The 12,400-nt window shown below is 66.8% G+C and carries 14 protein-coding genes; 5 read left to right on the top strand and 9 right to left on the bottom strand.

All coding sequences use genetic code 11. The features are described from left to right. Window positions 1–19 precede the first annotated feature (19 nt). Window positions 20–904 (bottom strand): hypothetical protein, encoded by an 885-nt coding sequence (locus ACQEVZ_RS27815; protein ID WP_433371683.1) that lies wholly within the window; start codon window positions 902–904, stop codon window positions 20–22. A gap of 389 nt (window positions 905–1,293) precedes the next feature. Here ACQEVZ_RS27815 and ACQEVZ_RS27810 point away from each other — a divergent pair, with 389 nt between their 5' ends. After that, window positions 1,294–2,331, top strand: coding sequence for a hypothetical protein (locus ACQEVZ_RS27810; RefSeq protein ID WP_433371680.1), 1,038 nt, complete (start codon window positions 1,294–1,296; stop codon window positions 2,329–2,331). Here ACQEVZ_RS27810 and ACQEVZ_RS27805 read toward each other — a convergent pair. The 6 genes from ACQEVZ_RS27805 to ACQEVZ_RS27780 form a co-directional block, all read right to left on the bottom strand. Beyond that, window positions 2,325–3,161 carry a hypothetical protein gene (locus ACQEVZ_RS27805; protein ID WP_433371677.1) on the bottom strand — a complete coding sequence of 279 codons (837 nt, stop codon included), beginning with the start codon at window positions 3,159–3,161 and terminating at the stop codon, window positions 2,325–2,327. The genes ACQEVZ_RS27810 and ACQEVZ_RS27805 overlap by 7 nt on opposite strands. Before the next feature lie 33 nt (window positions 3,162–3,194). Beyond that, entirely contained in the window at window positions 3,195–3,959 is a 765-nt protein-coding gene (locus ACQEVZ_RS27800; RefSeq protein ID WP_433371674.1) for a hypothetical protein, read from the bottom strand. 229 nt (window positions 3,960–4,188) lie between these two features. After that, window positions 4,189–5,748, bottom strand: a complete 1,560-nt coding sequence (locus tag ACQEVZ_RS27795) for a ThiF family adenylyltransferase (protein WP_433371671.1) — start codon at window positions 5,746–5,748, stop codon at window positions 4,189–4,191. Between the two features lie 92 nt (window positions 5,749–5,840). Continuing rightward, complete coding sequence (locus ACQEVZ_RS27790; protein WP_433371668.1) at window positions 5,841–6,329, bottom strand: hypothetical protein; 489 nt, start codon at window positions 6,327–6,329, stop codon at window positions 5,841–5,843. After that, complete coding sequence (locus ACQEVZ_RS27785) at window positions 6,326–6,883, bottom strand: hypothetical protein (RefSeq protein WP_433371665.1); 558 nt, start codon at window positions 6,881–6,883, stop codon at window positions 6,326–6,328. The genes ACQEVZ_RS27790 and ACQEVZ_RS27785 overlap by 4 nt, the downstream gene beginning before the upstream one ends. Further along, the gene (locus ACQEVZ_RS27780; RefSeq protein WP_433371662.1) at window positions 6,884–7,156 is read right to left on the bottom strand and encodes a hypothetical protein; all 273 of its coding nucleotides are present in this window, start codon (window positions 7,154–7,156) and stop codon (window positions 6,884–6,886) included. 181 nt (window positions 7,157–7,337) lie between these two features. Between ACQEVZ_RS27780 and ACQEVZ_RS27775 the strand changes: the two genes are divergently transcribed. Together ACQEVZ_RS27775 and ACQEVZ_RS27770 are read left to right on the top strand one after the other, a co-directional pair. Next, entirely contained in the window at window positions 7,338–7,700 is a 363-nt protein-coding gene (locus tag ACQEVZ_RS27775) for a hypothetical protein (protein WP_433371659.1), read from the top strand. Next, window positions 7,697–8,836: an ImmA/IrrE family metallo-endopeptidase gene (locus ACQEVZ_RS27770; RefSeq protein WP_433371656.1), complete on the top strand. Its 1,140-nt coding sequence runs from the start codon at window positions 7,697–7,699 to the stop codon at window positions 8,834–8,836. The genes ACQEVZ_RS27775 and ACQEVZ_RS27770 overlap by 4 nt, the downstream gene beginning before the upstream one ends. Before the next feature lie 107 nt (window positions 8,837–8,943). Here the strand turns inward: ACQEVZ_RS27770 and ACQEVZ_RS27765 are convergent, their stop codons facing one another. Further along, on the bottom strand, window positions 8,944–9,342 hold the full coding sequence (locus tag ACQEVZ_RS27765) for a hypothetical protein (protein ID WP_433371653.1): 399 nt from the start codon (window positions 9,340–9,342) through the stop codon (window positions 8,944–8,946). A gap of 192 nt (window positions 9,343–9,534) precedes the next feature. Between ACQEVZ_RS27765 and ACQEVZ_RS27760 the strand changes: the two genes are divergently transcribed. Next, on the top strand, window positions 9,535–9,690 hold the full coding sequence (locus ACQEVZ_RS27760) for a hypothetical protein (protein ID WP_433371650.1): 156 nt from the start codon (window positions 9,535–9,537) through the stop codon (window positions 9,688–9,690). Between the two features lie 105 nt (window positions 9,691–9,795). On the opposite strand, the gene ACQEVZ_RS27755 is transcribed toward ACQEVZ_RS27760, so the two are convergent. Next, window positions 9,796–10,722: a hypothetical protein gene (locus ACQEVZ_RS27755; protein WP_433371647.1), complete on the bottom strand. Its 927-nt coding sequence runs from the start codon at window positions 10,720–10,722 to the stop codon at window positions 9,796–9,798. Window positions 10,723–10,864: 142 nt separating this feature from the next. On the opposite strand from ACQEVZ_RS27755, the gene ACQEVZ_RS27750 reads away from it, so the two are divergent. Then, window positions 10,865–12,325 carry a hypothetical protein gene (locus ACQEVZ_RS27750; RefSeq protein ID WP_433371644.1) on the top strand — a complete coding sequence of 487 codons (1,461 nt, stop codon included), beginning with the start codon at window positions 10,865–10,867 and terminating at the stop codon, window positions 12,323–12,325. The last annotated feature ends 75 nt before the right edge of the window (window positions 12,326–12,400 follow it).

Raw genomic sequence — 12,400 nt, 5'->3', positions numbered from 1 at the left:
GTGCGGATCCGGTGCGCTGTCAGCCACTGACGCCGGCGGCCGTGCATCGGTTGCAGGACGTGGCCAGCCTTACGAGGCTGGTCAAGCGATCCGCGGGCAGGTCGGCCACTGCGTCAGGCGCGGCGTCGAGGTGCCCGACGACCAGGTAGAACACCTGATCTCGCGGTACCTTCAACGAGAGACGACCGAGGCGGCAACTTCGACACGTGAACCGATCACGCGAGAAGACCTGCCTACGCAGATCCTCGGGAAACAGTCTCTGCGACGGATGCAGCCGATCGATCTCTCGTATCGACACGAGTCGGTGATCGCCCGGGTTCAAGTCGGGCGCATCGGCAGAGGTCTCGATCGGTAACAACTCCCGGCTCCTGATCTGCCGTGCGACGCCTGCACCGTCCTTGCCGTGGGCGACCCTATTGAGCTCCTCAGCCGTCACGGCCTGACCGACAAGCGTTTCCAGGAGCGCCTGGACTCGTTCGGTGGCTGAACCGTCTGCATTTCGGAGGTCCGTGACGGTCTTGAAACGATCACGGCGGACCGTATCGGGCTCCTCCGACACCAGACGGTATCGTCCGCCGCCTTCCTCGATCTCGTAGCCCTGTTCCCCGCGTAGCTCACGTACCCGCCGTGCCCACTCGCCGATACCGGATACCGCAGCCAGTTCGTCGCTACCCACCCACTCACCGCGGTGCTTCACCAGATGGGCAAGAATCCGTTTCCGAGCTCCACCGCCAGAATCCGACCGTGGCCGTCGACCTCGGTACGCGCGAGCGATGGCTACCCGAAGGTCGGCGACGGCATCAAGGACCGCCTCCTGTGAGCGTTCGGCGGCAACCTCGTCAGCGAGTTCTGTCAGTCGTTCGACCGCAGCGCGAAACTCGTCAGCTGGATCTCCATCAACCACCTATGCACCTTACGCTGTCCGTGCTTTCTCGACTTTCGGAAAGCCCATGCGTCGAGGTTCCGCGACAGCAATCGCGTCGGCTACCGGTACGACGTGGTTGTCCGGCGACGGCCACCCAAAGTTCATGAGCATGCTTGCGGCTTGGCTGGCGCTCAGGCGACACAAGCGCACCGGCTGCGCATGATCGAGCTCGGCCTACCATCGCCACGTCCGGAGATCGGCTGGCTCGACTGCGAGGGCGTCCACGCCATCGTCGGCTACGAGCGAGAGGGAAGCGAGGGGGCGGATGAACGTCGTGTCATGGCATGCTGCACCATGCCCTCCAGTACACCCAACGCGGTCGTACCAGCGCGAACGGTCCGCGACGGTATGGCAATGGATGTGTAGCGATGACCCACAGACCATCGGCAGCCCGGGCGGCGTGGCCGCCGACAACGCCCGCCGCGCTGTTGCAACTGCTTGAGGCCAACGACGGCGTGGTGAGCGTTATCGATCCGCCGCAGGAGGTGCGGGCAGCGTGGCGGTCGGTGCTGCACCTGCTGCGCCGCGATGGACACATCCCGGACGGATGGCATCTGCTGCACCGCGGTCGTGACAGCGGTGATCTGGTGATCGAACTACGTCCGGGTGAGCACCCGTCGCAGCGCTACCGCGTTTCGCCGTCGGAGCCGATCACGGTGCCGGACGAACTCGTCGATCCCCATCCGGTGGTTGACGCGTTGCGTGATCAGCCGCATCGGCTGCCCGCGTCGCAACGCAACCGATCGCGTGCCCTCCTGCTGCTCGAGGCGTTGGCCCGGGAGGCGTTGCGGCGCGGCCACGAAGTCCACGCGAGCACGCCGCCGACGCTCATGACGGTTGCCGCCTCAGGCGCCTCCTACGGTGTCGAGGTCTTCGAGTCCAGCGGCGCGCGGTGGGAACTGCGGCTGGCGGTCCGTATCGACGGCCCGGGTAAGGGAGCCGACGAGTGGGCGGACTACGCGAAGCGCCCGGTCGAGCAGGAACTGTCCGCGATTCTCGACGAGATCGACCAGCGGGCCGCGGCGGTCGCCGCCGAACAGCGGGACCGTGAACGGCGCGAAGAGGAACGCCTGCGACGTGAACAGGAAGCGATCCTGACGAGGCATCGTGCGCGGCTTCTCCACGACGAGGTGTTGGCCTGGCGGCAGGCGCAGGACATCCGCTGGCACTGCGACCAGATGGTCGCCGCGGGCCTCTCCCCACGCGATGAGTGGCTGACGTGGGCTCGCCGGTACGCCGATGACCTCGACCCGACCGTGGACCCTCGCGGGATGCCAGCGCCGCCGACCGAGGAGGAGCTGGCGCGGGAACGTTACACCGAGCAACGCCGGGCGACGGCACCGGCGCGGACCGAGGCGCCAGCGCCGCGGCCGTGGCATCCGAACCGGCGCTGGTGGAGTCAGTAGGGACCGTACGGGGAGAAGCCACGCAGGTACGGCTTCAGCTGGTCCGGCTGAGGCCCCGGAATCGTCGGCATCCCCACCTGGAGCCGCCGGGGATCGATGCCATCGGCGTACTTCCGCGCCCACGCCGCCCAAGCCAGCACGCTGTCACCACGCGGCGAGTCGAGTTCCGCCGCACGAACCAGCAACGCGTGAGCGTACGCACGGACGTCGTCGGCGTACTCGGCGTCCGCGATCCGGCTGGCGATCGCCTCCCGCCGCTGGTCCTCCTCATACAGTTTCGTGGCCTCGGCCATCACCGACTTCCACTGCCGCCGCCGCTCGGCGCCGCGCCGTTCCTGTTCCGCCCGCTGCTCGATGGCCCGCTCGGCGCGCCGCTCGATGGTCGTGAACACCTCACCGAGCCGCTGCTCGATCGGCCCGCCGCCCTTGTCGGTCCAGCTGTCGCCTCGACGGCGCCGCTGCGTGTCGTCGGGAACCCACAGGCACAGCGGTGTCGTGCTGTCACCGCGCAGAACGATGTCGTAGACGTCCAGTCCGATCTGCACCACCAGCCGGCCGCTGTCGTGACGGTCACTTCGGTCCCGCTCGATGTACACGGTGTAGCCGCGGAACAGTGCCTCCGTGATCAGTCCCTGCCAGATGCGCCGCATCCGGACGATCGGACGGCGCAACGCGGCCAGCCTCGTGAACGGCCCATACCGCTCCCGCCACATCTGATCGATCCGCTCCACAGCGGCGGTCAGCTCATCCACCAGCGGGTGCGGCTTCGTCACCTTCGATGACGGCACCGGAACCCGGCGGTCGAGGAACTCCGCCGTACGCGGCAGCACAGGGGGCGGCGTCGAGGCTTGAACCCATGCCTCCTAGTCCTCCTCGATCGGCCCATCGTTGTCGGAATCCGCCGCTTGGACGGGGGTGAGCTGCAGGCGTAGCTCGCCCCCAGCGGTCCACCGAGTCAGCCGCTGCCGTCCCGCGCGTAGCAGCCGCAACTGGGCGACCTTCACCGCGTGTCTCCACGCCGCGAACTCCTCTGCGCCGACATCGGAGATCACCAGCTTGCCGCCGGCTGCTCTCAGCCTCGACAGCACCAGGTCGGCGGTGATCGCTGGTTGATCCGGCGTCTCGCTCACGGCAGACGTGGACGCCTCGCTGGTCCTCCGCCTCGCACTGGTCCTCGGTCGAGGTGCGGTCTCCGAGTCCAGGCTCTCGCCGTCCGTGACGTGGTCCTCGTGCTGTACCCGGTCGCGACGCTTGTCGGCCGTCATTGCCGAGGCCCGGGAGGCTGAACCGGTTCCGGGCGGCGTCGCGTCGGTCGAGGGTGCGCGGTCCGCCGGCCGGGTGTCGGCGACAACCTTCCGTGTTGTCTGCTTGGGTGCTGAGCCGCCAGACAGTTCGTGGTGCTCAGGGTGATCCGGGTGGTGGCCGTGTTCCAGGTAGAACCGGCCGGCGTCGGTCGGGTGAGCCTGCCACGTGCCGCCCTTCCTCGTCACCCGCAGCAGGCCCCGGTCGTGAAGCGCGCGACCGGAACGGCGATCGCTCACCCCGTCCGGGCCGCTGAGATCGTCACCAGCGGCAATGCGCTGCAGAAGCCTCAGCTGGCGATCATTGAGCGGGTCCCATCGCTGCACACCCTGACGCTTCCGCCTATGCGCAACACGCGCAAGACCGTGGGCAGCATTCGGATCGCGCCGCCGATCGTGGTTGGACCTTCCTCGTCGAAGATGCCGCCCCCTTGGGGATCACCACGCAGCGTGGACAACGCCCGGACGGGGGCTTTGCGAGGACGATCGTCACCTGAAGCACTGACGCCAGCACATGCGTTCGGGGATCGGATCTTCCACGGGGGAGTAAACGGTGTCACCCTGCCGCCGGCAATCCGTATCGAGCGGCGATCAGGCGTTGCCGGCGGGTGGACCGGCACAGGCATTCGCTTGTGGCCCATCGGGCTGGGATGGAGTGCAGGGCGTGGAGGGGGCCCGCGTGCCTGTTCTCCTCGTACTTGATGTGCGTGCCGGTGGGGCCGAGACGGTACGGACGCAGCCCGGGGTGGGCGTGCTTGAGCGCCTCTGCGGCGAGTAGGACGCCGGCGAGTGCGGTGACGAATGGTGCCGCGACGGCGACGGTGCCGGTCGCGGTGGTGAGCTCGCTCGCGCCGTAGAGGAGTTCGCCGGCGCGTAGGTGTTCCAGTGTCTGGTTTTCGTAACGGTCCAGAGCCCCTGGGGCGAGGCCGCGGTGCCGTTCGATCTGGCGGAGGACTTGGCGTTGCAGGCGCGGGTCGCCGACGAGCCACTGGGCGATCGTTCGGTGGTCGAAGCCGGTGGCGCGGGCGAGGATGCGGATCTTGGCGTTGTCGGCGTCGAGTATCTGCTCCATGTGTAGGCAGCAGAGGCAGGGGCCGTCGCCGGTGCGGTGGCCTGAAACGGTGATCTCGTCTGGGTGGCATGCGGCGTTGACGAGGTCCAGCGGAAGGCAGTCCTGCAACGAGCGGCGCGCGGCCGCGCTGTCCACGGCAGAGAGCACGAGCGGCAGAGGGCTTTTCCACGGCTGATTCGCGACCCAGTCAGACAGGGTGCCTTGGTGCGGGTCGACATGGAGACCGTCGTGGTGGCCAAGGGCCTGTTTGACTGTGAAGACCTTCCAGTGTCGGGCGGTCGCGGTGGCGGCGGTTGCGAGCAGCGCCCGGTCGAGATTCTTGTCCTCCAGGCGCTGGGGATCCGCCACGGCCAGACGGCCGGACAGGTGCGGAGTCATGGCGAAGGTGTAGACGGCGGCTCCGCCGACGGATCCGGCACCGGCGAGCGCAGCGTCCAGTATGAGGTCGTCGCCTGCCCAGCGGGTTGCGTCCGGGCTGTCGTCGATCGGGTCGGCGCTGCCGACGTGGGTGAGGGCGCTTGCGTAGGCACTCGGCTCGGGAACTCTGGTTGGTGCCACGGTGGTGAGGGCTGCCGTTGTCGCTTGCCCGGCCGCGCGGCAGGCTGCGGCCAAGGGCCCGACAGGAATTGCTGGCCATGGGCCGTCGGGCAGGCGGGACGGCAGCGTGCCGTTGTAGGACTGCCAGCCGCCACCGTCGGTGTACAGGAGCGACCCGTGGCTGTTGTCGGGTCGTGTGCCGGTGCCGATGATGACGGTGACCGTAGGCCGGTCGGGCGTTCCCCTCGTCAGTAGTGCTCCGTTAGTGGCTGCGGCGTGGAGTCGTTCGGTCAGCAGGGCTGGCCCTGGTGGTAGGTCTGGGTGAGCGGTCGCTGCGCGGTCGGCGGCGATGGTGAGGTTCGGGAAGAGTCTGCCGAGCAGGTCGACGAGGGCGAGTGCGAGGACTTGGTGCCGCCATTGCGGCGTTCCCTGCGGGAGGATGACCCGGATCGGCGTTCGGTCGAGGAGGTCGAGGACTGCCTGGCCGTCGGCGTCGGAGCCGGCCACCACACGTAGTCTCCGGTCCGCAGCGGCCGCCGGTGTTGCCGCAGGGTCGTGGCGGACTGGGTCGGGTTCGCTGGGGTGGGCGGCCTGGGCGTTCATAGGACCTCGAATCTGCGTGCGACTTCTTTGTCGGTGAGTTCGCGCCAGCCGGTGGGGTGGCGAAGCTCGTTCACCGAGCATCGCGTGAGGTCGATCGGCGTGGCGGCGAAGTCGGGGACGACGATGCTGATGGCGCCCTGATGGGCGATGAGCATGTTCGTGTCGTCGACCGGTGAGTGGTAGGCGGCGCCTGGGTGGGTGTGGATCCGGACAAGGACGAATACGCCGTCGGGCAGTAGGCGGACGATGTCGCTGAGGGCTTCCGGTGGAACCTCGACGGCGCAGCCGGCGTCGCTGCGATAGGCGATCTGGCCCGGCATGACTGCGGTGATGATGGAGGCGTTGCGGGGTCCGTCCACCTGGCCCAGCCACAGCACCACGGCCTCGAGTCCGAGAACACCGCGTTCGCGAAGGAGGGCACCGGTATCTTCGAGGACTCCATGCGGGATGGCGTAGACCTCGAGTGTCGGCGGGACCCTGCTCATCGGATGCCGATCCAGGTGTCGCGGAGCGCGACGAGCAGTTCGATGACAAGTGCGTGGAGCGGAAGCTCTTCGCGGTGGCGGTCCCACGGGTCGTCTTCGTGTTCGGGGTGGGAGTGGTATTCGCGCAGGCCGCGGCGGCAGAAGAACGGCCGGGCGTAGTTCTTGTGGTCTCGCACGATGCCGCGCTCGACGAGCGACTTGGGCCATTCGCCGGGAGGCAGTGGCGTGCGGTCCACGCGCAGGAGTTCCGCAGTGGGTGGCTGGCCGTCGTAGTCGGTCAGGTCCATGTGCAGCACCAGGTTCCGGGTGGCGGGAGGAGCGCCAAGGAGCGGTACCTGAAAGACGAACGCGGTGGGCTGGCCGCCGGGCAGCACGAGCGTGCTCAGGACTGCCTGCGCCACGAGTTGCCGGTCCGTCTTGGCGAACGGGATGTACAAGCGGGTGGCGTCTTCCAGGACGGGTTCGTCGGCGGTAAGCCCAGGATGCTGGCGGAGGCGGTCGCGGAGCACCTCCACCGATTCGGTGACGTACTCCGCGACGTCGGCCGGGTGCATTCAGCCGTCCTGGGCCTGGTTGGTCTGGAGCAGCAGCACGTCGCCGTCGACGAGCCCGAGGTCGGACAACTTCTCACCCAGCGCGAGGGTCCGGCCGTCCGCGTCGCGGCGCAGCACGTACGTCACACCCCCTGCGACGTTGAGGCCGAAGTAGCTGATCGCCTCGTCGAAGACCTTCTGGGCCTTGTTGTTCTTGTTGTAGCGGGCGGTGAAGACGCCCGATGTGGACTTGACCGCCAGATCGAGGAAGTGGTCGTCGGCTGTGCCTGGCACGTGCTCTCCAATGCTCATGGCCGGGTGTGCGGCCGCAGGGTGTATCGGGTGGCCACGGCGATGGCAGGCTCGTCCCAGGCATGGCAAGCCACGCCGGACTGGCACGGTGGCCTACTCTTTACCGGACAGGTGAAGAGTAGCAGGGCGATCTTTACCTAGTAGGTAAAAGGAGGTTGGCAACGTGTACGTCGTCTTCCCGGACGAGGCGCTGGGTGCTCTTGCGGCTTCCCAAGCGGCGCTGGAGGCCGTCTTCGGCTCCCGTGCCGCCGACCTCATGCTCTGTGTGGTACTCCTCGTTGAAGCTAGAAATTTGGGTCATTTACGTCTTTTTGGTCTGTTTGACATAAGTGCCGTGTGTACCCCTGACGGCAGGTGGACCATTGACGTCGTCACCAACGGAGTGGGTCTTCGTCTCCAGCCGACGGACAGGCATGGCCGACCGATGGTGCAGGCGACCGAACTGGAGGAATCCGACGTGCAGCAGGCGACCGTTATGCAGCTGCTCGGTGTTCCGGTTCCAGTGGGTGGGGCAGGCGCACGATGAGAAATGCGGCTCATATCGGCAGTCCCGGCGAGCCCGTGGTTCACGCGGCGACGTTGGACGGGCAATCCGGCACGGCGGCCTGGCGACCGAGTTATGCCTTGCCGCCAGGCCAGGTGCTGCGGCGAGTTCTAGCCGAGCGTGGCATCAGTCAGGCCGAGTTGGCGGTCCGAACGGGCCTCAGCGCCAAGCACGTAAACCAGGTTCTCCAAGGCATTGTGCCGCTCTCAGTGGAAATGGCGCTACTGTTGGAGCGCGTCCTGGAGACCCCGAGTTACATATGGAACCAGCTTGAGGCCGCGTATCGCGACTCGATAGTCCGATCCCAGCATCGCGAGAGGCTCCAGACGCATCTTCAGTGGGCTGATCACTTCCCGGCGCCGGCATTGATCGATCGAGGCGTGCTGAGTCCATCCGATGACGGCCCGGCGCGTGTCGAGAAGATATTGTCGTTCTTCGGCGTTGCCGACCCTGATGCATACGAACAGATCTGGGATCAGCCCATGGCTGTCTTCCGCAGGTCCAGGAAATTTTCAGTCGACCCCTACGCCACTGCTACCTGGTTGCGCTTGGCGGAGGTGGCAGCAGGGAATATTAACCTATCACAATATGACGGCAAGGCCTTTCAGCGGATAGTGCCGCAGCTGCGCGAACTCACGATCCCTCCGCTAGGCGAAGCTTTTCCAGAATTGCAGAGAAGGTGCGCGGAAGTCGGAATCGCGGTAGTGCGAGAACCGCAATTACCCAACACTCGCGTATGCGGCGCGACTCGGTGGATCAACGCCTCGTATCCAATTATTGTCCTGTCGGGGAGATATAAGACGGAAGACAGTCTCTGGTTTTCGTTCTTTCATGAAGCCGGTCACGTATTGCTGCACCCAAAGCGAACCACATACATCGCGCCCGACGAGAGGGGCGACAAAGACGACATCGAGCACCAGGCCGACAACTTTGCGCAGCAAATATTAATACCCGCAGAAGCAAGTGGCCAGCTTGCCCGACTCAGGACAAACTCCGAAATTGAGCTGTTCGCCCGTCAAATAAATATCGGCGTCGGGGTCGTTGCGGGACGCTTGATGAACGATGGACGGTTGAACTGGTCGCGTAGCGGGCGCCTAAGACGCCGGCTAGGCGGCTGAATACGCAAGAGGCCGACGCCGCCGGCAACATGAAGACCGCCGCCGTCGTCGGCGAGCCCAGCGACGAGGCACGAAACGGCGGGTTGGTCAGCCGATGCAGTACGTCATCATGCGTGGCTTGCGACGCCGACCAGCCCTACGACACTGGCCGTACCGGAAAGCTGCGCGCCGCCGACCAGGGTGTGCCTGCCGGCGAACCGTTCCCGGTCGGCGCCGAGGGCATCGTGCAGCGCGTGCTCGATGAACGCGACGGCTTCCGCCTCGCTGCAGGCGGGGACGCCAGAGGCGCCGAGGACGTTCGGCGTGGACCAGGTGCCGGACGCATCGATGACGGCCTGTGCGTGGACGTCGGTGCCGTCGGCGAGACGGACCAGGAACGGCGCTTGGTCGCGGCCGGCGGTCCGCAGCCGGTCGAGGCCGAGCCGGTTCACCGCGGCGACCCGCGAGCCGTAGCGCACGTGCGGCTTGAGCGCGGGGAGATCCGCCAGGGGCTGCAGGTAGTTCACGGCGAGTTCCCACCGGTCGGCAGCTGCTCCGGCGAAGGCTCGACCCAGCCGGCGTCGGTGAGCAGGCGCCGGGCGGCGTCGTCGATGGATACCGCCAGGGCGAGAACAGCCGCACATGGGCCTTGTGCCGGACGGCGGCGGCCGGGCCGTCACCGGCCTCCAGGACGAGGAACGGCAGGCTGCGCTCGGAAGGTGGGCGGCGGCGGCCAGATCAACGAGGCCGGCACCGATGACGACGACAGGCAGGGTGTTTCACGACAACGTCCTTGTCTCGACCGGGCCCGGCTCGGCATCATGCGCCAGTTCGCCGTCCTACTCACCGTGGACGCCGCAGCACGCGCCGGCTGACTGACCCTTGGCGCCAGCGACCGCCGAGTACGGGCCGAACCGCTCGGTCACCATCTGGGGCACTGCGCGGCCGCTTGTGCCTGATCCGCGCCCCGATCAGCTCGTCTACCAGTGGCGACGCCGGTAGACCTTGACTTCGCGTACGGGCATCTCGGACCAGTGCAGTGGGCGGTCGACGACGGGGCGGGCGAGGTAGGGCGTGATCCGGTCGCGTTCGTGCTCCTCGGCGAACTGTTCGGCTTGCATGGTCTCGCCGGCGAGGTCGAGCGCTTTGATGAGTTCCACGACGAGTAGGTCGAGGCGGTGGTTCTCCGCTTCAGCAGCCGTGAGGCGTTCGTGAGCGGCCACGGCCCGGTGGCCGCACCATTGCCGCAGCAGCTCGTGCTGAGGCCGGACGTGCTTGCGGTACCAGTAGTACTCCCATTCCGGACTGGACTCCTCGCCCTTGCGGTACGGGTGCGGGCCGCCGTGCTTGCACTTGTGCCGGGCCTCGGCCTCCTCCTCGATCACGTGCTCGAGGATGGTGTGCGAGTGGGCGCGGCAGGCGGCCTCCGCGATCACGATCGTGCCGGCGGGCGAGACAATCGTGCCTTCGTCGTTGGCGAACCACTCGGCCCTCTCCAGGATCTCCTCGACGGATACCTGAAGGATTTCGGCCAGCGCCGCGCGGTCCTTGATGATCGTTGCGTTCTCGACCGGGCGCCAGTCCAGCTCCGCTACCTCCTCCGGGATGAGAGCGGAGTAGACGGTGCCCACCGCGCTCTGTTCGACGGAGTCGAGTTCGAAGTCGGCGATACGCTGCCACGCTGCTTGCTGGGTGTCGTAGGCCTCGACGTCCGCCCATCGGACCTTCAGCCGAGATGACGTCACGGTCTGCACACGATGACCGTCGTCCGGGAACTCCACCTCGATACTCGCGCTGGCTTTCTTCGGAGTGACAGCCTTGATTCGTACGCGTTCCGAGGGCGCTGTGTCTCGAAGCCGGTATGCCCATTCGTCACCGACGACGAACTGCGATGCATCGAACGCCACCTGAACCGCCCTTCAGATGCCAATCTGCTGCGAGGCAGCGAGACCCGGGTGTACCGGACCACTCTGACATCGACCGATGGTCTACGCCTACCGGATGATGGGGGTCTATGCGGGTGAGGGAGCTGGTCGGTATAACTGCTCGATGGTCGACATCACCGCGCCGCTGAAGCCGCACCAGGTCGAGGTGCTGCGCTGGGTAGAGGCCGGCTGCCCCGACGCGGATTTGCCCGGCGACGGCGCAAAACACACCGCGCGGGCCCTGCAAGGCCGGCGCATGGTCACGGTGTCACGTCGGGACGGCCGCTGGTTCGCAGCCTTGACCGACCGCGGCCGCTACTACCTCGACAACGGCCAGCACCCAACAGCGACCGACACGGTGACCGGCGATCCTTCGGAGGGCTCGTCCACGCTGGCGGCCTCAGACGGAAAGGGCCAGCAGTCGACAGCGCCACCGGCAGCGGTCCGAGAAGCGACCGTGCTGATCGAGCGGCTCCAGACCGGCGGCGGCACCATCGTCGTGTCGGACCCGGACGCCGACACCCGCGCGAACTACCGACGCGCCATCCACGCCGCCAAGCAGCACAAACTCGTGCCGGACGGCTACGAGCTTCGGCACACCGGCCGCAACACAGGTGACCTCATCATCCGCCTGTACTCCGCGGCGCAGCCCTATGACACCGACTGGAATCGGCTACGGCTCGGCCAGAGCGACGAACGTGTCACTGCGGCGGCCGACTACGGCGTCCTCGAAGAGGATCCCACCAACCTGCGGGTAGCGCCGGAGTCGATCCCCCGCGTGCTCGCCTTGCTCCGGGTGATCAACGACGCGGGGACGACCCGAAAATGCCGCGTCGGCGTCAACCTCACCACGAAGAACCCGAAACCGTATGTCAAGTTCGGCAGCGCGCGGCGTTCGCTCGAGTTCTTCGAGGAGTACGACCAGGTACCCCATGTGCTCACCGCCGACGAACGGCGAACCAAACGACTCCGCCCCTGGGCACACATCCCGGAGTTCGACAGCGTAGCCACCGGCCGCCTCCGGCTCGAAGTCATCAAGTCCCAGTCCGGCCAGCGCTTCACCTGGCGCGACACCCCGACCAGAAGCCTGGAACAGCAGACCGGTCGCATCGTCGCCGACATCATCAAGGCCATCGAAGAACAGGAACAGATCTCCGCCGCCTTCCGGCAGCGCGAGCAGGAACGGCAAGCCGCAGCGAGACTTGCCGAACAACAGGCAGCCGAGGAGCGCCGACGCCGAGACCTCGAACGCAAGGCGAAGTGGGAGCACGCCATCACGAAGGCCCGCGACCTCGCCATCGAGGAGTACCGCAGGACGACGTTCCACACCGCGATGGAGCAGTGGCAGAACGCCGTGAACATGCGGGCGTTCTGCGACGCTCTCGAACACGCCGCCGCAGGTCAGGCGGCCAGCGACGGCGAGCTCACCGCCTGGCTGGCCTGGGCACGCGCTCGTGCCGACAAGATCGACCCCACTGTCGGTATCCCCACGCTCACAACTGTCAACTTTACCATCGAACCGAACCCGGAAGACCTACGCCCACACCTCAACGGATGGAATCCACACCACCCGATGAAGGAATAGAGACCGGGTTGCGGCCCACCGACTCTCACCGACTCACTACCAGCAGTGCGCGGAACCGTCACCGACGGTATAGAT

The organism is Dactylosporangium sp. CA-152071, assembly GCF_050936335.1.
Classification (GTDB): domain Bacteria; phylum Actinomycetota; class Actinomycetes; order Mycobacteriales; family Micromonosporaceae; genus Dactylosporangium; species Dactylosporangium maewongense.
This window is presented reverse-complemented; position numbering and strand designations above follow the sequence as displayed.